This window comes from Arthrobacter sp. UYEF21 (genome assembly GCF_040546085.1).
Taxonomy (GTDB): domain Bacteria; phylum Actinomycetota; class Actinomycetes; order Actinomycetales; family Micrococcaceae; genus Arthrobacter.
On record NZ_JBEPNF010000004.1, the window covers coordinates 1 to 22,184 of the forward strand.

Here is a 22,184-nt window from a genome sequence, read left to right on the forward strand (position 1 = left end):
GGCCGGCCCCTTTCCAAGACAAGGAAACCGGCCTCGGGCCGTTACGGCTCAAACCTGAGGAACCCTCAAACAATTACCGACCCACGCACCTAGTCAAAGTAATCATTTCTCCCCACCTCCTTTTCTGTCCAGCCGTTGCACCAGCAGACTGGCCCGGCAACGTGCGCCGTGCCCTCGGCAAAGACGCTCTGGGGCCAGGATTAAAATTGTCTTACGAATGCGGCCGTTCGCCACTTAATTCGCAAAGATTTTTTCAAGGTAGTTTATGAATGGAGGTTTATAGTCCCCACCGGACAATGGCCGGCGTCTTTTTGTCCCAGCCCAAGGTGCAGACTTTCGCGGTCCCCAGCACGAAGTGGCGTCCTTCGGTGGGGGCCAATTCAAGCCAGCGCGCGGTAAGGATCCGGGAGAAATGTCCGTGGGCCACGATCAGGACGTTGTCGAGTCCTGATTCCAGCACGCGGGCCACAACCTTGTCCGCGCGGGCTGCCACCTCGTCCAGGCTTTCGCCGTTGGGCACCCCGTGCGACCAGATCAGGTAGTCCGGGTTGTCCTTGCGGATCAGGTCCGAGCTGATGCCCTCATAGTCTCCGTAGTTCCATTCCACTGCCAGGGGCTCGTGCTGCGCGCCGGGGAACCCGGCCAGTTCGGCTGTCCGCCGGGCGCGGCGCAGCGGTGACGTCAGGACCAGGTCAAAATCCACCTGGTCCAGCACCTTCCGGGATTCAACTGCCTGCTGCTCACCTTCGACAGTCAGGGGCAGGTCCGTGAGGCCGGTGTATTGCCCGCTCTTGGACCATTCGGTCTCACCGTGGCGCAGGATCCAGAGCTGGGGGCGGGGCGCAGTGTTCGGGACAGTCATTTGGACTCCTCGTTCGGGGAAGGTTCGACGGCGGCGGCTGGCTCTGGTGCTTCCGGAACCGGAGGTGCCGCCTCGGGCTGCTGTGCCCACCAGGCGAGCAGCCTGGTTTGGGCGTCCTCCGGCTGCAGCGGGCCGTGCTCCATCCGTTCCTCCAGCAGGAACTTGTAGGCACGGCCCACCACCGGACCGGGTCTGAGGTTCAGGAGGCCCATGATCTGGGCCCCGTCCAGGTCGGGGCGGACGGCCTCCAGGGACTCCTGCTCGCGCAGGGTGGCGATCCGGTCTTCCAGGTCGTCGTAGGCGAAGGCGAGCCGTTCAGCCTTCCGCTGGTTGCGGGTGGTGACGTCGGAGCGGGTCAGCCGGTGCAGCCGTTCCAGCAGGGGCCCGGCGTCCGTGACGTAGCGGCGGACAGCGGAGTCACTCCAGCCGGCGTCGCCGTAGCCATAAAAGCGCATGTGCAGTTCCACCAGCCGGGCAACGGCCTTGATGCTGTCATTGTCGAAACGCAGGGTTTTCATCCGCTTTGACGTGAGTTTGGATCCCACCATGTCGTGGTGGCGGAAGCTGACCGCGCCGCCCGGTTCGAAACGCCGCGTAGCCGGTTTGCCGACGTCGTGCATTAACGCTGCGAACCGCAGCACAAAGTCGGGGGCCGGCACAGCGCCGTCGGCCTCGGTTTCCAGGGCCGCGGCCTGCTCCAGCACCTGCAGGGAGTGCTGGTAGACGTCCTTGTGTCGGTGGTGCTCGTCAGATTCCAGCCGCAGGGCGGACACTTCGGGCAGCACGAACTCGGCCAGTCCGGTGTCCACCAGCAGGTCCACACCAATCCGGGGGCGCGCGCCGCAGATGAGTTTAACCAGTTCGTCGCGGACGCGTTCGGCGGAGATGATGGTGATGCGTTCGGCCATCTGGCTCATGGCCCGACGGACGTCGGGGTGCACTGACACGCCCAGCTGGGAGGCGAACCGGGCGGCGCGCATCATGCGGAGGGGATCGTCGGAGAAGGAGTCCTCGGGGGAGCCGGGTGTAGTCAGGACGGAGGCGTGGAGGTCCCGGACGCCGCCGAACGGGTCAACGAGTTCAAGGGACGGGAGCCGCAGGGCCATGGCGTTGATGGTGAAGTCCCGGCGCAGCAGGTCGTCAGTCAGCGACCTTCCAAAAGCTACTACCGGCTTGCGTGACTCGGGATCGTACGCCTCCGCCCGGTAAGTGGTGATCTCGATCTGGAAACCGGCCTTGCGCATGCCGATTGTCCCGAAGGCCCGGCCGATTTCCCAGTAGTTGTCCGCCCATTTCTTGATCAGGGCTACGGTCTGGTCCGGGGTGGCGTCCGTGGTGAAGTCCAGGTCCAGCGAAGTGCGGCCGAGGAAAAGGTCCCGCACCGGGCCTCCCACCAGCGACAGTTCATGTCCGGCGTCGACAAAGCGCTGGCCGAGCTCCAGGACCACCGGGTCCACCTGGAAATCGACGGTGTGGGAATCAGTCTTGTGATGTGCGTGCGCCATAGTTACTTAAGCTTGGCAGAAACCAGCGGCTTGGCAGGCCAAATTCCGGTCAAGTTCGTGCGGATTCCCTCACGGGCCCGCAAAGTGCGTCACACGCAGTCCATCTTGATGTCATGTTCCGGTCATCAAGATTGGGCAAGAGTAGTTAGAGTGGACTGCATGGCCCATCCCGTACCGAGCGCTCCCGGCAGGAGGACAAATCCACCTTTGCCGTCGGCAATTGGTGCCCACGTCGCGCCTGCCCTGCATTCGGCTCCGGCCTCGCTCCCTACGGTGGAGGAAATCTCTGCGGGCGGCGTTGTGGTGGACACGTCCGATGCCGAACTTAGGGTTGCGATCATTGCCCGCCTTAACAGGGGCGGACGGCTGGAGTGGTGCCTGCCGAAGGGCCATCCGGAAGGCAAGGAAAACAACGAGCAGGCGGCTATCCGCGAGATTGCCGAGGAAACCGGCATCGAAGGCGACATCCTGGCGCCGCTGGGCAGCATCGACTACTGGTTCACCGTCAGCGGACACCGCGTCCACAAGACGGTTCACCACTATTTGCTGCGCGCTACCGGCGGTGAACTTACCATCGAAAACGATCCTGACCACGAAGCCGTGGACGTTGCATGGGTGCCCCTCAAGGAACTCGCACGGAAGCTCTCTTTTCCCAATGAACGCCGGATCGCAGACCTGGCCCGGGACGTTCTGCCCGAACGCCTCTGAGCGTGCCGCCCGCGGCCGGTGTCCTGCCAAGGACGACAGAGCAGGCCGGGCCGGTGCGGAACAAATAGGGTCCGGGTGAGACGATGAACTCGATGTCAGCTTCCAATTTCCCCTCCGAGAGAGCACGCCGCGCCGGACACACCGGTCCGGCGGCCGAGCCGACGGCTCCAGGCCACAATGCGCTTCCCGCCGAAGATCCGGCCAGCGATCCGGTTCCCCCCGAACCGGACGTTCCCACCGGCGCGAGCGAAACCCGGTCCAGCGCCATCATGGCCGCCGGTACCCTGGTCTCGCGTTTTCTCGGCTTCGGCAAGACCTGGATGCTGGGTGCCGCCCTGGGCCTCGGCTCCACCGTCAATGACACGTTCATCAACGCCAACAACCTGCCCAACCTGATCTTCCTGTTGGTGGCCGGCGGCGTGTTTAACGCCGTGCTGGTTCCGCAGATCATCAAGGCGAGCAAGGCCCCGGACAGGGGAGCGGACTACATCAGCCGGCTGCTGACCCTGGCGGTGCTGCTGCTGCTCGGCCTCACTGCGCTGGTCACGCTAGCCGCGCCCTGGGTGATTGAGCTGACCACCCAGGGCTACTCGCCCCAGCAACAGGCCGTCGCTGTGTCCTTTGCATTCTGGTGCCTGCCGCAGATCTTCTTCTACGGCCTGTACGCCCTCCTCACACAGGTCCTCAACGCCAATGGAGCGTTCGGCCCGGCCATGTGGGCCCCCATCCTGAACAACGTGGTGGGCATCGCCGGCCTGGGCATGTTCATCTGGATCTTCGGCCAAAACGCCATCAACCCGCACACGCTGGATAACTGGGGTCCCAACCAGACCCTGCTCGTGGCCGGCTTCTCCACCATCGGTGTGGTGGCCCAAACAGCCATCCTGCTGATCCCGGTCTTCCGGCTGAAACTGGGCCTCCGGCCAAAGTTCGGGTGGCGGGGCGTGGGACTGGGCCAGGCAGCGAAGCTGAGCGTCTGGACGCTCCTGACGGCCGCCGTCGGGCAGTTGTCTTTCCTGTATGTCATGCGCATCGCCACTATTCCCGGTGCAGAGCGCCTCCGGTTGAAGGAGGCGGGGGATCCCGCGGCGGACATGCTGCCCGGCAACGCTGTCCTGGAGGTGGCCAGCCAGCTGTACCTGCTGCCGCACTCGATCATCGCACTGTCCCTCGCCACCGTCCTCTTCAATCGGATGACGCGCGCATCGCAGGACGGCAACCGGGCCGAGCTGCGCGATGCCCTCTCGCACGGGCTCCGCACCATGGCCGTCGCCACCGTCTTCGGTGCGCTGGCACTCTTCGCCCTGGCCGGGCCGCTGGGCATGTTCTTCTCCGGCGGGCTGCGCCAGGACGGCGTGATGCTGGCACAGACGCTGACCATCCTGGCGCTCAGCACACCGTTTATGAGCGCCAACTTCATGATGTCCCGCGTCTTTTACGCCAACGAGGACGCCCGCACGCCGTTCTACATCCAGCTCCTGCTGGCGCTGGTCTACGTGGCCGGGGCGTTTGCCATCCAGTTCATGCCGGTGGGCCAGATCATCTACGCCATCGCCATTCTGTACATGGCGGGCAACATCCTGTCGGTGGTCATCAGCGCCTATTTCCTGCGCCGCATGCTCGGCCACCTCGACGGTCCACGTATTGCCAACTCCTACATCCGGATGGGTTATGCGGCGCTGGGCTCGGCTGTTGCCGGTGCCGGCGCCCTGTGGCTGATGGGCAGCTACAGTGCGGACGGCTTCGCCTGGAGCGACCGGCTTGCCGCTCTGCTCACTCTGGTGGTGGTCGGCCCCATCATGCTGGTGGTTTACCTCTTCCTGCTCAAGATATTCCACGTCGCGGAGCTCCGCGATCTGCTGCGCCCCCTGCTTGGACGGCTGAGACGCGGCGGCGGGGGACCGTCGGGCGGAACCGGGGGGACGCCGTCGTCGTCAGCTTCCAGCACGGGTTCCCGTTCCGCAGCGGAACGTCCGACGTCGGAACGCGCCACCGTCTCGGTGGACACCGGCCTGATTCCGCGGATTTCAGGCGAATTCGACGCGACGTCGTTCCGTGCCGGACCGGCGCCCGAACGTCATGCGGCTCCGGCACCTCCCGCCGCTCCCTTGGAGCACGGTTCGCAACCCGAAGGGGAATATCTGCCGGCTGAAGACGTGCCTGGCACTGCACGCGGTGGCCTGCTGCGCGACGAGATCCCGTTGCCAGGCCGGCGCACGTTCCAGGGCCAACCCGGCCAGAACCCGCATTTCCTTCCCCGGCGGCCCCGGAAAAAGTGAGCCTCCCTGACTTTCCGGTTGCCTGTCGCCCGCGGCGCCTATGGCCAGTCCGCTAGGATCGACAGTGAACAGGGGTAGTTGCAGGCAAGCGTAAAACGGCCGCCTGCCGGTTTTTGACCGGCGGCGGCATCGTCTACGCCGGCAATTCCCGGACAGTCTAGGAGGAACACGTGTCCCACCCGATCGACGTTGGATCAGTACTCGGCGGCCGCTACAAGGTCACAGCCACGGTATTGACCTCGCACGACCAGGATCTGGTGCTGGACGGGGTGGACCAAGTACTCAACCGTCCGGTCAGCATTCTGGTCGCAGGCCCGGACAACACCGAGCAGGTGGCCCAGAGCGCACGCGAGGTTGCTACCGGTGAGCGTCCCGGCAGCGTCCAGGTCCTTGACCTCGGCGTCACCGATGCTGCCACGTACCTTATTACCAACCACACTTCTGCGGCAGATCTGCTCGATCTGGTGGTCGGGGCCGATGCGCCCTACGTTGAGCCGTTCTTCACGGATACCCTCGGCAGCGAAATTTTCGGCCAGGCACGTTCACACGAGCCTGAACCGTACGACGACGAAGAGAACGTCGACGCCGGCTACATCAACTACGCGGACAATCACCCCAGCCAGGTTGACCCATACCGGTCAGCTCCCTCTGGTCCGCCTGTGGCACAGCCAGTGGTTCCGTCGCGGCCACCGATTCGTCCGGCGACGCGCCCCGCCGCTGGTGCCGCTGCTGCCCCGCGTCAGCAGGTCACCGCACCGCAGCAGGTGCTGCCGCCCGAGCGTGAGCCGGTATCCGGCTCCGGTGCCGCGGCGGCCAGCCAGCCGGACAACCCCTCGGGCCCGGATACACCGAGGGTTTCACTATGGTCCGAGGACGACTACTCCCACGGTGACCAGGACACTGACTACGACGAATCCGTTGACTCCCCGCCAGCAAACCAGTCCAATCGTGCAGCGGCTGCCTTCCCCTCCCTGGCCCGGAAGACGTCCCCTGCGGCGTCGCCGCCAGCCGACGGTTCAGGCGCGTACTACGATGACGATGACGACGACGACGAGCCGGAGCGCGAGCCCCGTTCCATGCGGTGGCTCGTGGGCGGACTGCTTGCCGTAGTGCTGATTGCAGGGCTGGTGTTCGCCCTCACCAATCTGGGCAGCCAGTTCCAGTCCGCCCCCCAGGCCAACCCCGCTCCCAGTTCAGCCGGCACTACCGGTAAAGGCACGGGAACGGCTACCGCGCAACCGAGTTCGGCACCCCCAGCCGTGCCGCCAGCCGTGCCGCCAGCCATTGAAAACATCACCCGCCAGGGAAATTTTGACTTCGCAGCCACCTACGATGTGGACCTTGTGAAGGCGTTTGACGGCAACGCTGCCAGCTACTGGTCCGACATGGAGTTTGCCACTGAAGGTTGGGGCGGCCTGGCCGCGGACGGTGTACCGCTGTTTGTGAAGTTGAAGAGCCCCGCCAAGGTCTCTTCCATTACGCTGACCCAGCTCGGAGCCTCGGGCGGAAACCTCAGTGTCTACACCAACGACCGTCCGTCACTGGACGGTGCCAAGCTGGTGGGGACCAACAGCTTCACTTCCACCGACCTCACCCTGCCCCTGGCCGAACCGGTTGAAGCCCAGTACGTGATTGTGGCCATCAAGGCGCTGCCCAAGCTGGCCGCCCCGAAGACCCGTTACGGCTACGGAATCCGCTTGGCCGAAATCAAGGTCCAATAGCGGAAAGCCTGCATCGCTGCCGCTGAGCCGCGTCTGTCCTGCCCGGAGATGGTCCGAGTAACAGACGCGGCTCAGCTGTTTCCAGGCGGTAATCTGGAAAGGCACGCTGTTGAGGCGACTCTGTCATGACCATTCATGGTTCCTTCGTTCGTGCGGTGCCCGGAATATTCATCACCAAGATTCAGTTGTGCCATGTGGCCGGTCCATAAAGCCGGCGCATCGACTAAGGAAGAGGTTCACCGTTCAGTGAGCAACGCAGAAAACACCGCGTCCGAAGTACGTGATGTCATTATCGTCGGCTCAGGCCCGGCTGGGTACACGGCCGCGGTCTACACGGCCCGAGCCAACCTCAAGCCCCTGCTTCTGGCAGGTTCAGTCACCGCCGGCGGCGAACTGATGAACACCACCGACGTCGAAAACTACCCAGGTTTCCCTGAGGGCATCATGGGACCGGACCTCATGGAGAACTTCGAGAAGCAAGCGGCCCGTTTTGGCACCGACATCCAGTTTGAAGACGTCACAGCGCTTGACCTCGAAGGCGACATCAAGACAGTCACGATTGGTACCGGCGAGACCTTCCAGGCTCGGGCGGTCATCCTGTCCACCGGATCCGCCTATCGCGAGCTTGGCCTCCCCAATGAAAAGCGCCTCTCCGGTCACGGAGTCAGCTGGTGTGCAACCTGCGACGGTTTCTTTTTCAAGGACCAGGACATTGCGGTCATCGGCGGGGGAGACTCGGCCATGGAGGAAGCCCTCTTCCTCACCAAGTTCGCTAAGTCTGTCACCGTGGTCCACCGCCGCGACTCGCTCAAGGCCTCAAAGATCATGGCCGACCGGGCCCTGGCCCACGAGAAAATCTCGTTCCTTTGGAACAGCGCCGTGGACGACATCATCGGCGGGGACAAAGTTACCGGCCTGAAGATCAAGAACCTGCAGGACGGGACCGTATCCGACCTCGCCGTCACCGGCGTTTTCGTAGCCATCGGAAACGACCCCCGCACCGACCTGGTAAAAGACGCGCTGAAGATCACGGCTGAGGGCACCATCGCCGTGGACGGCCGAAGCTCCAGGACCAGCGTCCCGGGCGTCTTTGCTGCCGGTGACGTCGTGGACCCCACCTACCGCCAAGCGATCACCGCATCAGGTTCCGGCTGTGTCGCCGCAATCGATGTGGAACACTACCTCGCAGACCTGCACGCCTAATCCGCGTCACCGCTATTCGAAGAGAGAGACAAAGCTATGAGCAACGCTAAAGACGTAACGGATGCAAGCTTCGGCACGGACGTACTGTCAGCCGACAAACCGGTGATTGTGGATTTCTGGGCTGAATGGTGCGGTCCCTGCCGCAAGCTGGGACCCATCCTCGATGAGATCTCCGTCGAGTACAGCGAGAAGGTCAACGTCGTAAAGGTCAATGTCGATGACAACCCGGGGATTGCTGCCGAGTACGGCATCACCTCCATTCCGGCCGTTTACCTCTTCCAAGGTGGCGAAGTCAAGGGCACCGTCATTGGAGCCCGGCCGAAGCAATTCTTCGAGAAGGAATTCGCTGACGTCCTTTCGTAACGGCACGGTCCGTTCGAACTGCGCTAGGCTGCGCTGAACTGCACCCAAATGCGCTAGGAACGCAATGAAGTCCAGTCCTCTATGTCTTGCCCCTGGGGCGGATGCCTTCGAGGCTAGCGCTGTGGGTTTGTGGCCACTGCTTCTGTGAAGCGGTGGCCACAGCCATTTTGCCCTTCGGGACGATTGGTTCGAAACAAACTATCAACGTTTCAGACCGTCATCCAATGCTCCCGGTCATCTCTGGCCTGGCAGAAGCCGGGCCCACCACGGTGGCGGTGTCTTGCTTGCAGCAAAACACGCAGTCAGGCCGCCACTAAGTCCGCGGAACCGGTGGTGCCCCCTAGGTGGCGTCCGATATTGAACCGCGAGCCGTGAGGGCCTTGGCCGCTATGCCATGTTTCACGTGAAACAACCTGGGCAGCGACTTGCCTCATCCGGCCTTCCTGTATCTCTGGCCCTCCAGCCGTTGGCGCGGTCAGGGACATAAAACCAAACCCCCTTGCAAAAAGACCATTGACCAGAATTCCGGGTGGATGGGGGATGATCGAATTCGAGGGCTCTCCGACCACAGCGCGACTTACCTGGCGAACTTGACCCGACCGGGAACTGTGAGTGAAGGAAGATCTGCCGTCTGATTCAACCAATAATTGTCCAGGCAGTAGCACCCAAGAAATGGATAGGGGAAGAACTGGCTGTGGCGCCGGTCCTTCCTCCCTTCGTCCGGCGTACCTTGTACCTGAACAATGGGTGATAACCGCTCCTTCCGGCCTGGTCTGCATACACAACAGTGGGCAATGATTGGCGTGACGTACCCATCGACGCACGTTCGCTTCCATCCGGAGGTCATCGCGCCCTTGGGTGATCCTGAGCGTCTGTTACGGGCGCATCTCATTCGCAGACTGCGGCCCAACAAGTTCGGGCGATCTCAAGAGGCCGACGCGATCGCCTGTTGAGGGCACTCGATTCACTGATGACTCCTGGTTCCACCGCTCCGTTTCACGTGAAACATCGACGCTATCCGCTGCCGATCTAACGAACATTCAACGTAACAAGAATTTGCCTCGACGACCAAAGCAGGGGGACGTCTATTGGGACGTACATAGTGCATCTAGCCAAAGTGGCCTTGTCGGACGCCCGTTCCGGGCTGAAAATGATGCCGTGGACGCCCGCTGACGCCGTTCCCCCTATTGTTTCCTTGGAGCCGCCAGCTAGCCGGGCGTTGGGGGTCACGCTGTGGGCCCCCCTTGTTTCTTTGTCGAGAACGCGGATTAGTTTCTGAGGGCGCTTCGCTCCGCCCTGGGGATGGAAATTTGAGCGCGTCGCCTCCGCCTTTGTGTATGTCTGGTGCTTTCTGAGGCTCTGCCCGACTTGGTGTATGTTTTGGTCGACCCCGATCCGTGGATGTTGCCGGTGAGCCTGTGGATTAGTTTGGCGGTGGAGGGCACAGCTTTGTTGTCCGCGGGACCGCGGGGTCAAGTCCAAATGCGTGGTGTATTGCGGTTGCCGCGTGATCCTTGGTTTGTTTAGGCGCTGAGCGCCAGTTCTGTAGTTGTCGTTGGCTCCTTGGTTGTCGGGGTGCCGACGGTTTGGGCCTGTTGGATGAGCTCGAGGCCGAGGTAGCGGCGGGCTTCGATCCAGTCATCGTGTTGCTCGGCCAGAACGGCGCCGACGAGTCGGATCAACGAGTTCCGGTCGGGGAAGATCCCGACCACGTCGGTGCGGCGGCGGATCTCCCGGTTCAGGTGTTCCTGCGGGTTGTTGGACCATACCTGCCGCCAGAGGCCCTTCGGGAACGGCGTGAACGCGAGCACGTCGGCGCGGGCGGTTTCGAGGTGGTCCGCGACGTTGGGCAGTTTCTCTTCCGGGGCGCGCAGGACGCGGTCGAACTGGGCGTGCACGGCGTCCGCGTCGGGCTGGTCGTAAACACTGTGCAGCAGGGTTTTCACCCAGGGCCAGGAGGTCTTGGGTGTGAGGGACATCAGATTCGCCGCGTAATGGGGTTCGGCAGCGCTGCCAGGACGCGCCGGGCAGGGTTGCCCCGATCGCAGCGACGAGGCCGGCGTGCGCATCGGAGGTCACCAGTTTCACCCCGGTCAGCCCGCGGGCGGTGAGGTCGCGGAAGAAGCCGAGCCAGCCGGCCCCGTCCTCGGACGAGTGGCCTGGATCCCCAGGACCTCCCGGTGCCCGTCGGCGTTCACACCGGTCGCGACCAGGGCACGGACGTTGGCGACCCGCCCGCCCTCGCGGACCTTCAACACCAGCGCATCGGCGGCGACGAACGTGTACGGGCCGGCATCCAGAAGCCGGGTGCGGAACGCCTCGACCTGCTCATCGAGGTCCCGGGCCATGACCGAGACCTGGGACTTGGACAGCCGGGTTATGCCCAGGGATTCGACGAGTTCCTCCATCCGCCGGGTGGAGACCCCGAGCAGGTAGCAGGTCGCCACCACCGAGGTCAGTGCGGTCTCGGCCCGGCGGCGGCCCTCCAGCAGCCAGTCCGGGAAATACGTGCCCTGGCGCAGCTTGGGAATGGCGACATCCAGGCTCCCGGCGCGGGTGTCGAAGTCCCGGTGGCGGTAGCCGTTGCGGGAGTTCACCCGCTCGGTGGACGCCTGGCCGTATTCGGCGCCGCAGACGGCGTCGGCCTCGGCTCCCATCAGGGCTGTGATAAAGGTCTGGAGCATCTGGCGCAGCAGGTCAGGGCACGCCTGCTCGAGCTGCTCCGACAGGAAACGGGTCGGATCGATAGAATAGGGTGCGGTCATCGCGGAGTTCTCCTTCAGGAAAGACATTGGACTGTCATTTCCAAGGGATCACGCGGTGACCGCCTTCGCATCTGGCAAACACGCCCATCAGGTCCGGTTACACCACGCTAATGGACGTAACCGACCGTGGATTGTTGCCTTTGAGCACGAATGTCGGATTTGTTGTTTTGTCCGCCTTCCCCGGAACGCATGCACTTTGATTCCTGCAGGACGACTGGGAAGTGTGATCCGAGATGGAAGTGATCCACCAGCGGTGCGCGGGTATTGCTATTTCGAAGAAGGACGCGAAGGTCTGTATCCGTGTGCAGGGGCGGGGGCCGGGGCAACCGCGTCGACGGTCACCACGTGGGGTGCGATGACCGGACAGATCCTGGACCTGAAGGAACACCTGCTGACGGAGCGGGTGAGTCTGGTGGTGATGGAAGCGACCAGTGACTACTGGCGTCCCTTCTACTACTTGCTCGAGGACGAGGGATTGAACGTCATCCTGGTCAACGCCTGTGATGCCAGAAACGTCCCGGGCCGTAAAACCGATGTCTCCGACGCTGCCTGGCTGGCCGAGCCTCGGTGCTCACGGGCTGGTCCGAGCCTCGTTCGTGCCCCCGCCCCCGATCCGTGAACTGCGGGACCTGACCCGGGCCAGGACCATCATCACCCGGGAACGAACCCGGGAGATCCAGCGGCTCGAGAAACTCCTCGAGGATGCCTGCATCAAGCTCTCCTCGGTGGCCTCGGACATCACCGGGGTCTCGGGACGGCTGATGCTGAAGGCACTGATCGAGGGGCACCAGGACCCGGCGGTCCTGGCAAACCTCGCCCAGCGCAGGATGCGGTCAAAGATCCCTGAGCTCACCGACGCGCTCACTGGCCGGTTCAGCAGCCATCACCGCTACATGGCGGAACTCTACCTGCACCGGATCGACGCCCACACCGCCGATATCGAGGACCTGAGCGCCAGGATCGAGGCGGCGATGGAGCCCTTTCGTCTCGCCCGGGAGCTCCTGATCAGCATCCCGGGATTCAGCACCACCGTCGCAGAGATCGTCATCGCCGAAACCGGCGCCGACATGACCGAGTTCCCCACCGCCTCACCGCCCGGCGCGGGCCGTCCAAAGCACTCTTCGCGATCGAACACGCCATGCTCACCGCAGCCTGGCACGTGCTCACTACCGGCGAACTCTACAAAGACCCCGGCGCCGACTACTCCACCCGCCAGACACCGGCCACAACCAAGACCCGCGCCATCAGACAGCTCGAATCCCTCGGCTACCAAGTCACCCTCGAACCCCTCCACCAGACCGTATAAAACCAGCCTCATGACGTAGACCCGCGAGATCAACCAGTCGCGAGGACAACGTCACCTCCATTTTCATGTCAGATTACTGTTTTCCCGTTGATCCCCACAGGGCCGCTTCGATACATCAACATGTCCGCGCTGTGAGGAGTTGAATAGGATCATGCTGGCCGATTCCCAGGATGAGGAGCAGATCATTGCCAGGGTCGCCGCGATCGACATTGGCAAGGCCGAACTCGTCTGTTGTGTCCGGGTTCCTGCGGAGGGGAACCCGAAGAAGCGGTTGCAGGAGGTGTCCACGCATTCGACGATGAGCCGGTCCTTGGCTGAACTGGCCAACCATCTCGTGGACCTGCGCATCGAGCGGGTAGTGATGGAAGCGACCAGCGATTACTTGAAGCCGGTGTTCTACCTCCTCGAGGCGCACGGACTCGAACCGTGGCTGGTCAACGCCCGCGACGTGAAGCACCTGCCCGGACGTCCAAAAACCGACGTGCTCGATTCCGTGTGGCTGTGCAAGGTCGCCGAACGCCGGATGCTGGGCCGGATCGACGGAATCAATGCCGATACCGCCGCGGTCGATGAACAGATCGGGGCGCAACTGGCCCCTTTCGCGGTGGCGGCGGCACGCCTGGATGAGATCCCGGGCATAGGCCGCATCGCCGCATCGCCGCAACCATCATTCTGGCCGAGATCGGGGTCGACATGTCCCAGTTCCCGACCGCGGGGCACCTGTGTTCCTGGGCAAAGTTCTCCCCGGGCATCAACTCCTCCGTCGGGAAGACGAAGGGCAACGGCTCGACCGGGCACGGCAACCGCTATCTCGCCCGGGTCCTGGGCGAGGCCGCCGTCGGTGCCGGCAAAACGGATACCTTCCTCGGCGAACGCCACCGGCGCCTGGCCACACGGCGGGCAAGAAACGCGCCATCGTCGCTATCGGGCGCTCCATCCTTGTCATCATCTGGCACCTCCTGCATGACCCGGACGCCCGCTTCCACGACCTCGGCGCCGACCACTTCAACCGCCACACCACGACGGACACACCATAGCGCGCTGGCCACAGTCAGGTCACCCCAATTTCGGATCAATACAGTTCGATGGAAAACAGAACGAAAACGAGATTATTATGGAAACGACGCCTGATCCGATTCAGTCGCCTACAATCGTCCGATGAGCACAGCTATACTCCAAGCAGTTGTCCAGTCACTCCATCAACGCCAAGTAGCAACAGTGGCCGCTGACGTATATGCGAAATCGGAAGGGTGCCTCCGCATACGTGGGAGTTCCGCAGCCCCCTTCATGCGGGCGAGTGGCTGTTCACAACAGTTCAAGTGGGTGATCACTCATCTCGAACGGAAACTTAGCAGCGAGCCTCGAACTGTTGAGCGATAGGATCAGGCTCCTGGATGGGCAAGTCAGGCCGCTGAACAGGGACAGTCGAACAGTCTTACTCTCAGGGCCGTCTCAACGGCCGGCGCAGCACCGCTTCAGAGGTGACGCCAAGGCGATGTCGCCAAACGCGTAAAACTTAGGATTCACCGTTTCCTCCTGCCTGCGCGCCCAGGGGTCCAGGGGGGCCGTCTGGTTCTGTCGCTAGCGGCCAATAGGCGGTGCTGGGGAAGATCGGTTCAATGCCAGAGGACACAAGCTATCGACATTTGCGCCCGGTGTTTCACGTGAAACAATCCATCTTCATCGGAAGGAGGAAGCTGTCTCACGGAGTCGTGGTCTTTTCATACTCCCGTGGTCTCTGTTTCACGTGAAACATGCAGTCACCGGGCGTGGGCATCCGGTTGAACCTTAGACTTATGACCACGGATGAAGCATAAGCAGGAACCCAGTATCAAGTAGCCCAGCCGAAACACGGCGTGGAGACGGCGTTCTAACCATGCTGAGTTAGGAGGAGACCGCCAGGCGGCCGCTTACCCCCTCGGAACTGGCCGCCCGAAATACGGTCACGCCACATGCTCGCCTACCGCCTAAGTCGGTTGGCGAAGCCTGATGGTGAAACCTGATTGTTGAACCTGGCAAAGGCCGGTTGTGGAGCTCGCTGAGAGGGGGGCCGTTGATACCCCACTTACCGAGCACCGCACTCACACTCCGACGCCACCCCTAGGGCCCTAGGTTGTCAGGTGTCGGAACCGAATAGACCAGTCACCGTCCTAGGAGCGAAGGCCACGCAAAGGGAATCAACAAGGTGGTGGCCTGGATGGCGGCTCCTAGGGACGAATTAGGTACACCGTCGCGTGTCAATTGGACTCCAATATTGCCTGCCCTTGGGGGACAAAATACACTCGCTCTAGGAGTTATCCCCAGATGTTATCCACAACGATATCCACATCGATATCCACAGATTTATCCACTGGTTACTGAAATCACACATGCCTTCTCGGGTGGGCTCGGCACGCGAGTCAGACCTCACAGACGTCAAGAAAAACGGTCCCGACGAATCGTGCATCTCGGCCTGTCGGCGAGAACGGCTTTTTTGACTAGCAAACTATCTATAAATCCACCATTTTCTGTCGTCGGACGAACGAAAACGATCAGACTGAGGAACGGCAGGGGATATTTGGCCTTTGTTTCACGTGAAACGTGGCAGGAGGACGACTAGCCCAGCCTCGGACTCCCCATTCACTTCCCTTGTAGAGACAGAGTGGTCACGACGCTAGGCGTGTTTCCAGTCCGTCTATCCACAAAGTTATCCACAGAGCTATCCACTGCACTCTGCACCCATGGGCGCAGAGGAGCGGACGCGAGTTGACCCTTGAGACGGACCTGGCGTCGGCATAGGACAAAGAGAGTCCCACGAAACATTTCAATCGGCACCATAGAAGGCCCAAATCTCACCCCAACAGATCCCCATCCGACGGTCCTGGTGTCAGACCGTCCGTCGACGCTTCCGTTTAGCCCCAGCGGCGGATCCAGCCAAAAACTTTCGAAAGGACCTCAGCAGCAACGATCGCTGTGACCACGAACCACGGAATCCGTCCACCCCGCAGCACGACAATCCGACTCGCCCACATCTTCCCATCGTTGACGACGAGGGCCCCCGCCTTGGCGACGCCCAGGAAGACCGCGGCGCAGTTAGCGACGCACAGAAGGTCGGGGCGCTGGTGTCGCATCTGGGGCTTACGATTCCCGAGCCCCATCAACTCCTCGACGCATTCCTGCCACCTCAGCAGAGTTCCTTCGAGACAGTAGCTGGACAGTGAAGAAGCACGGCTGTTCACCTCGGCACCGACAGCCACACCGACACCGACACCGTAGCTAAACGCTAGGCCGTTAGCAGGCTGGCTCGCTAGTTGGAAGTCATGTACAGCCTGCGGTCTACGTCCGCCAATCCGTAGCGCGCCTCATATTTTATGATCGGATCGTGTCCTCGGCAGGCCACTTCGACAGGCGATCCCAAACCAGACGAGATCGTGGTAAAAGTTTCGCGGGGGAGTACTCTCAGTTCGCTGGAACTGTTGGGACACCGGACCCTTCGCGACGGAAGGGGCAAGGCCCGAAAGCACAAAGGGTCCGTACCCAGCGAGGTTGGAAATTACCACAACAGACCTCGGCTCATCCACCCCTTCCAACCAGGCTCCTACTCCTCACCTCGCCCACCATGGCCTGCTAAGTGAGCACATGGGCACTACACGAGCCGGCCTGTATCCCCATGGTGCCAATTCCGTGGCGCCCTAGCATCATGGGAAGGTGACTGGGGAATGGGCGCTCATACCGCCATCCTTGCGTTGGGTGGCGAGAGTCCTACCTGACCCCATAACGACGCTGAGCATGAGTTTCATCGCCTTGGAGGCCTCCTGCATCCAAAGCTACAGCTTGGCAGACACTTACGGTGTTGCGCCTGGGTTTGTTTCGATGATGTCACCCTAATCTGGCTGTTTTAATTCTGTAAACCACTGACTACTGGCCTGCGGGCGCCTGTCTTCAGAGGGAAGCCAGGCATGCATGGGCTTCCATGTTTCACGTGAAACGAACGCGGGCACGTGATTATGGCGCTTCCGTATCTTCGGAGGGTCGGCAATATTCGACTGCTCCCCGGAGCAGTACCACATCTCGGCGACACCCCTGTATTTTTCGAAGGAAGATGGTCAAGGGAGATGGTCAAGGGCATTGGCCTGCATTGGTCGCCTGCTCCTTGTCAAAGTGACTGGCCACGATTGAGATCGCCGCAGCCATACCCGATTATGTTTCGATCCATTGTTGCCTGCATGGCGAGTGGAACAAGACTCTTCGGACATGAAGGGATGCCTAGGGTGGGACAACACTGAGGCGGTCCCTGGCTTTTGGGGTCGGCTTCTGGCCACAGCGCTCAGGGCAGTCCAAATCCTTTTTCAATAGCCGGAGACGTGTGTGGGGGCTGTGTTTCACGTGAAACAGCTTGTCCTATCCTCTAGGTCAGCGGGGAGTCCCTGCGTGTCAGGATCGGGTGTGGCGGCAAACCCAAGTGTGCTGTGCGCCGTGCATACTGGTGAGCCATCGACGGCCAGAGGCAAGAATTGGTGTCGACAGAGGAATTTGGGTAGGCGAGGTGGTCGGAATTGCCATGCGATAAGCGGCGAACATCGATCGAAAGAATGACGGCGGAGGCGTTCTCTGCAAGAAGGCAGAAGGAGTATCAGTTTCGCCGCACTCCGCAGAAAACAATAGGGACTGTTTCACGTGAAACAGCCCCTACCATTGTTGCTAGAAGATCCATATCAGAGGACCTCCGACAGCCGAGACGTCTAGTTTTCAGATCCTGGTGCGAGAACTTCCATGATGCGGTTCAGGTCTTCCACACTCGCAAATTCAATGCTGACGCGGCCCTTGCGGACACCGAGGGAGATCTTCACGTTGGTATCCAACCGGTCTGACAGCGAAGACGCCAGATAGTCCAGCCGCTCGTGCCGTGCGCCGGGGCGCGGAATGTTGTTTTTGGCGGGCTTCGTCGGGTCCTGGTACAGGGTCACCGCTTCTTCGGTTGCCCGAACAGACATACCTTCAGCCACGATCTTCTGCGCGAGGCGTTCCATGGCGGCCGCGTCCGGGAGGGCGAGTAGGGCACGGGCATGCCCGGCGGACAGAACGCTGGCAGCCACCCGCCGCTGCACGAGGGGAGGAAGTTTGAGCAAACGCAGGGTGTTGGAGACCTGGGGACGTGAGCGCCCAATCTTGTCAGCAAGCTGTTCGTGGGTGGTCCCAAAATCTTCGAGCAACTGCTGGTAGGCCGCGGCCTCTTCCAGGGGGTTTAGCTGGCTGCGGTGCAGATTCTCCAGAAGAGCATCCCTAAGGAGGTCATCGTCCGTGGTGTCCCGTACGATGGCAGGGATAGTCTGCATGCCCGCGGCCTGGACTGCCCGCCAGCGACGTTCACCCATGACCAGTTCGTACGGTTCTCCACCATCTTCGGTTGAAGTCCGCACCACGATTGGCTGGAGGACTCCAATTTCACGCACAGAGTGAATCAGCTCCGCCATGTCCTCCTCATCGAAGACCGTGCGGGGCTGTTTGCGGTTCGGATGGATGTCGGAGACCGGAATCTCCGCAAAGCGTACCCCGGGTACCTCCACCAAGTCGACGCCGTTATCCGCATCAGTGTTCAAGACTTCAGGAGCAGGCGTCACAGACACGGGCTCTACCGCCAGCTCAGACGACGTCGAGGCACTGTCTGGGGACTTCTCCGCCGTACGGGACTTGGCGTCAACTTTGGCCGGGGTCTTCGTCCCGGCTGGTTGTTCAGATACTGTTGCCGCAGCCTTCGTAGGGGAGGCGACCTTCGGCGCAGTCTCATCCTTCGGCACCGGAAGATCCTCGACCGGTGCCTGCTTCTCTGAAGCCACCATGGAGTGTGGGGACAACAGCCGCGCGGCATCGCCATTCTCTACTGCATCGGCCGCGTGATCGATCTTCTTGCGGCCCTCAGGAAAAAAGAGGTCCACAGGCCGGGACACAGCTGTCCCATTACCCGAGCCATTGCCAGAGGCGGAACTTGGAATGAGTGCGCCAAGACCGCGGCCTAGGCCACGTCGCTTCTCGCTCATGGATAAATCCCTCCGATGGAAGAGTCAGGCGTGGCCGGACTCCGGTTGTTGCAGTTTTTGAAGATCTTAGCGCTCAGCGATTTCCGCTGCTGCTTCCAGGTAAGACAAGGCTCCACTGGAGGAAGGATCATACGTCATCACGGTCTGCTGGTAGCTCGGAGCTTCCGAGATCCTGACCGAGCGGGGGACCACAGCACCCAGGACCTGGTCCGGGAAGTGCTGGCGCACCTCGGCTGCAACCTGGGCGGCAAGGTTGGTGCGGCCGTCGTACATCGTGAGAAGAATCGTGGAGACCACCAGATCAGCATTGAGGTGCTTCTGAATCATCTCGATGTTCTTCAGGAGCTGGCTCAGGCCCTCCAGTGCGTAGTACTCACACTGGATTGGAATCAGGACTTCGCCGGCAGCACAGAAAGCGTTCACCGTGAGCAGACCAAGGCTCGGCGGGCAGTCGATGAAGATGTAGTCCAGCCGCTCTTCGCCGTTCTTGGCCCGGGTCTTAGCGTAGACGTCGATGGCCCTCCGCAACCGCTGCTCGCGAGCCACCAGCGAGACAAGCTCAATTTCCGCTCCGGCGAGATGAATGGTGGCGGGCGCACAAATCAGGTTGCTGATATCAGGGCAGGGAGCCACAACATCGGCTAAGGGGAAGTCGTTGATCAGGACATCGTAGATGCTGTCCACATCGGCGTGGTGTTCGACGCCCAAGGCTGTAGAGGCGTTGCCCTGCGGATCGATGTCAATGACCAGGACGTTCAAGCCGGCGGCAGCGAGGGCCGCGGCAATGTTCACGGTGGTAGTGGTCTTACCCACGCCGCCTTTTTGGTTGGACACAGTGAAGACCCGCGTCTTATCCGGCTTAGGCAGCTCCCGGCCAACCAGGCGCTCCCTGCGCTTCGTCTCGTGTGCCAGTTCCCTGGCGATGGGGCTGGAATCATCCATGGTGTCAATGACGTTCGTCTTGCCGCCTGATGTTGTTTCACGTGAAACCGAGGCAAAATTTGCCACGTCTACAACCGGGCTGGGGTGACTTTCCCCTCGCACCGGTCCGGAACCCATGCCAGCAACTGAACGTGCTGACCCCAAAGACACAAACGGGGGAATCCGTTGTGTGGAGGCTTCGCTACTGGTCACTGGAACACACTCACTCTCGTTCAGCTCTTGCTGCCGTTGTCTAGCCTAACCGCTTCATCCTGCAGACCAAGGTTACCGGGCCTGGACTAGCCAATCTTTCGAGACTTGTTTACGACGATGCGCACCACCGTGGTGGGTTCCTCCAAAAGGCTTTCACCAACAGTCACCACGGACGTCTGGACGCCGCCAAGTTTCCGGATAACTTTCGCGGCCTTTTCGATTTCTTCCCCGGCGCTGCGGCCCTTGATGGCCACCACCTCGCCCTTGCCTGCGAGCAGGGGGATAGTCAGACCAGCCAGGTTACTCAACGCGGAGACTGCACGGGCAGTCACCACGTCAGCGTCAACCATGCCTACTGCAAGTTCCGCGCGGGTCCGCATGACCGTGACGTTGGTCAGGCCCAGATCATCAACCACTTCCTGGAGCCAGATCACCCGGCGCTCCAGCGGTTCGATCAAAGTGAGCTCCAGATCAGGGCGCGCGATAGCGAGGCAGAGCCCTGGCAGTCCGGCGCCGCTTCCAACATCGGCAACATGGCTCCCGTGCGCGATCTCGCTTTCGATGACCGCACAGTTGAGCACATGCCGGCTCCACAGCCGGGGAATCTCGCGCGGTCCGATGAGCCCGCGTTCCGTCCCGGACGTAGCCAAGTGCTCAACGTAGCGCTTGGCCAGATCCAGCCGGGCGCCGAAGATCTTCTCAGCCGCGAGCAGTTCAGCTGCCGTGATTTCAACCATGATTAACGGTTCAGCAATTCTCTAGTCAGCGGATACAACGATGTGGCGGCCTGCGCCTTCGCCTTCGGACTCACTAACCAGGCCTAGGTCAGCAACGGCGTCATGCACGATCTTGCGTTCGTAGGCACTCATCGGTTCCAAAGCCACAGCCTTGCCGGATTCCTTAACCGAAGCGGCGGCATCCTCGGCGATCTTCTGGAGATGACCAGCGCGCTGCTGGCGGTAGCCGTTGATGTCGAGCACCAGACGCGAACGGTTCTCCGTTGCCGAAAGCACCGACAGCCGGGTCAGCTCCTGCAGCGCCTCGAGTACCTCGCCGTCTTCGCCTACCAGGCTGTCCAGACCATCGGTTTCATCCTCAGCAACGATGGAAATGTAGGTGCGGCCGTTGCGGACCTCGATATCAATGTCGCCATCGATGTCTGCAATGTCCAGGAGCTCCTCCAGATAATCGGCTGCAACGTCGCCTTCTTCTTCGAGGCGGCTTGCTGCGGTTCCCTTGGAGCCTGCGTCCGTGTCCGTCGAGGCCGCGTCCTGATCATCAATGACCTCGTCGGAAAGGGCGTTTTCGGTGCTTTCGGCTGACATTACTTCTTCTTCCTGTTCTTACGCTGGGGCTGGACGCGCTGTCCCTTTTGGTCAATAACCGCGGCGGCGGCTGCTGCCTCTGCTTCGGCGTCGACCTTTTTCCCGCCCAGAATGGGCAGTGCCGGCAGGCCCTTGGCCGCTCGGCGTTCGGCGAGGGCCTTGGCGGCGGGGGATCCCGGCGTCGGCATGCGGCGGATGACGAAGAACTGCTGGCCCATGGTCCAGAGGTTGGTGGTGGTCCAGTAGATGAGCACACCGATGGGGAAGTTGATGCCGCCCACACCGAAGACGATCGGCAGGATGTAGAGCATCATCTTCTGCTGGCGCATGAACGGGCTGGCCATAGCCTCTTCGGACATGTTCTTGGCCATGATCTGCTTCTGGGTGATGAACTGGGACGCCGTCATCGCGAGGATCATCACGATGGAGAGGATCCATACCGCCACCACGTTGCCACCCGCGGGCGTGCCGTGAAGCAGGGTTGCGGACAGCGGAGCTCCGAAGATGCTGGAGGAGTCGAACTGTTCAACCTGGGTAGGGCTCATTGCGCCGATGCCCTGGCCGCCCTGTTTGGCCGTGCTGATGCCGGAGAGAACCTGGAACAGCGCAAAGAAGAACGGCATCTGGATCAGCATCGGGAGGCATGCCGAGAAGGGGTTAGTGCCGTGCTTCTTGTACAGGGCCATCTGCTCCTGCGCCATGGCCTGGCGGGAGAGCTGATCAGTCTTGCCCTTGTACTTGTCCTGCATCTTCTTCAGGTCAGGCTGCAGCAGCTGCATACCGCGCTGGGCCTTGATCTGCTTGACGAATACGGGGATCAAGGCCGCACGGATGACCAACACCAATCCGATGATGGACAACGTCCAGGTCCAGCCGTTCGCGGCCGGAAGGCCGATGAAGCTCAGTCCGTCATGGAAGCCGACCATAATGACTGAGACCAGCCACTTGAACGGAAACATGATTGTTCCAAAGAAGTCCATACGATATCCCTATTCG

The 22,184-nt window shown here is 61.6% G+C and carries 14 protein-coding genes and 3 pseudogenes; 8 read left to right on the forward strand and 9 right to left on the reverse strand.

Annotated elements, in window-relative coordinates:
• Positions 1 to 277 precede the first annotated feature (277 nt).
• Together ABIB27_RS05990 and ABIB27_RS05995 are read right to left on the reverse strand one after the other, a co-directional pair.
• Positions 278 to 862 (reverse strand): histidine phosphatase family protein, encoded by a 585-nt coding sequence (locus tag ABIB27_RS05990; RefSeq protein ID WP_354217257.1) that lies wholly within the window; start codon positions 860 to 862, stop codon positions 278 to 280.
• The gene (locus ABIB27_RS05995; RefSeq protein WP_354217258.1) at positions 859 to 2,367 is read right to left on the reverse strand and encodes a CCA tRNA nucleotidyltransferase; all 1,509 of its coding nucleotides are present in this window, start codon (positions 2,365 to 2,367) and stop codon (positions 859 to 861) included. Before ABIB27_RS05995 ends, ABIB27_RS05990 begins: the two co-directional genes overlap by 4 nt.
• A gap of 207 nt (positions 2,368 to 2,574) precedes the next feature.
• On the opposite strand from ABIB27_RS05995, the gene ABIB27_RS06000 reads away from it, so the two are divergent.
• From ABIB27_RS06000 to trxA, 5 genes are all read left to right on the forward strand, one after another.
• Positions 2,575 to 3,075: an NUDIX hydrolase gene (locus tag ABIB27_RS06000; RefSeq protein WP_354253683.1), complete on the forward strand. Its 501-nt coding sequence runs from the start codon at positions 2,575 to 2,577 to the stop codon at positions 3,073 to 3,075.
• 92 nt (positions 3,076 to 3,167) lie between these two features.
• Positions 3,168 to 5,354: a murein biosynthesis integral membrane protein MurJ gene (gene murJ, locus ABIB27_RS06005; RefSeq protein ID WP_354217260.1), complete on the forward strand. Its 2,187-nt coding sequence runs from the start codon at positions 3,168 to 3,170 to the stop codon at positions 5,352 to 5,354.
• 170 nt (positions 5,355 to 5,524) lie between these two features.
• A complete protein-coding gene (locus tag ABIB27_RS06010) occupies positions 5,525 to 7,075 on the forward strand; it encodes a protein kinase family protein (protein WP_354253684.1) in 1,551 nt (516 codons plus the stop codon).
• A gap of 246 nt (positions 7,076 to 7,321) precedes the next feature.
• The gene (gene trxB, locus ABIB27_RS06015) at positions 7,322 to 8,278 is read left to right on the forward strand and encodes a thioredoxin-disulfide reductase (protein ID WP_354217263.1); all 957 of its coding nucleotides are present in this window, start codon (positions 7,322 to 7,324) and stop codon (positions 8,276 to 8,278) included.
• Between the two features lie 36 nt (positions 8,279 to 8,314).
• The gene (trxA, locus tag ABIB27_RS06020; protein ID WP_354217264.1) at positions 8,315 to 8,641 is read left to right on the forward strand and encodes a thioredoxin; all 327 of its coding nucleotides are present in this window, start codon (positions 8,315 to 8,317) and stop codon (positions 8,639 to 8,641) included.
• A gap of 1,523 nt (positions 8,642 to 10,164) precedes the next feature.
• Here the strand turns inward: trxA and ABIB27_RS06025 are convergent.
• Positions 10,165 to 11,406: pseudogene (locus tag ABIB27_RS06025) on the reverse strand (IS256 family transposase).
• 233 nt (positions 11,407 to 11,639) lie between these two features.
• On the opposite strand from ABIB27_RS06025, the pseudogene ABIB27_RS06030 reads away from it, so the two are divergent.
• From ABIB27_RS06030 to ABIB27_RS06040, 3 genes and pseudogenes are all read left to right on the forward strand, one after another.
• Positions 11,640 to 12,712, forward strand: a pseudogene (locus ABIB27_RS06030) (IS110 family RNA-guided transposase).
• A 151-nt stretch (positions 12,713 to 12,863) separates the two neighbouring features.
• Positions 12,864 to 13,208, forward strand: a pseudogene (locus ABIB27_RS06035) (IS110 family transposase); the annotation flags it as partial.
• Between the two features lie 197 nt (positions 13,209 to 13,405).
• Positions 13,406 to 13,843 carry a transposase gene (locus tag ABIB27_RS06040; RefSeq protein WP_354217325.1) on the forward strand — a complete coding sequence of 146 codons (438 nt, stop codon included), beginning with the start codon at positions 13,406 to 13,408 and terminating at the stop codon, positions 13,841 to 13,843.
• Between the two features lie 1,760 nt (positions 13,844 to 15,603).
• Here ABIB27_RS06040 and ABIB27_RS06045 read toward each other — a convergent pair.
• From ABIB27_RS06045 to yidC, 6 genes are all read right to left on the reverse strand, one after another.
• Entirely contained in the window at positions 15,604 to 15,822 is a 219-nt protein-coding gene (locus ABIB27_RS06045) for a hypothetical protein (protein WP_354217265.1), read from the reverse strand.
• Between the two features lie 1,611 nt (positions 15,823 to 17,433).
• Positions 17,434 to 18,729, reverse strand: a complete 1,296-nt coding sequence (locus tag ABIB27_RS06050) for a ParB/RepB/Spo0J family partition protein (protein ID WP_354217266.1) — start codon at positions 18,727 to 18,729, stop codon at positions 17,434 to 17,436.
• A 66-nt stretch (positions 18,730 to 18,795) separates the two neighbouring features.
• Entirely contained in the window at positions 18,796 to 19,863 is a 1,068-nt protein-coding gene (locus tag ABIB27_RS06055) for a ParA family protein (RefSeq protein ID WP_354217267.1), read from the reverse strand.
• An 86-nt stretch (positions 19,864 to 19,949) separates the two neighbouring features.
• Complete coding sequence (gene rsmG / locus ABIB27_RS06060) at positions 19,950 to 20,600, reverse strand: 16S rRNA (guanine(527)-N(7))-methyltransferase RsmG (RefSeq protein ID WP_354217268.1); 651 nt, start codon at positions 20,598 to 20,600, stop codon at positions 19,950 to 19,952.
• Positions 20,601 to 20,621: 21 nt separating this feature from the next.
• Positions 20,622 to 21,188, reverse strand: coding sequence for a Jag family protein (locus tag ABIB27_RS06065; RefSeq protein ID WP_354217269.1), 567 nt, complete (start codon positions 21,186 to 21,188; stop codon positions 20,622 to 20,624).
• Positions 21,188 to 22,168, reverse strand: coding sequence for a membrane protein insertase YidC (gene yidC / locus ABIB27_RS06070; protein WP_354217270.1), 981 nt, complete (start codon positions 22,166 to 22,168; stop codon positions 21,188 to 21,190). Before yidC ends, ABIB27_RS06065 begins: the two co-directional genes overlap by 1 nt.
• Positions 22,169 to 22,184 lie beyond the last annotated feature (16 nt).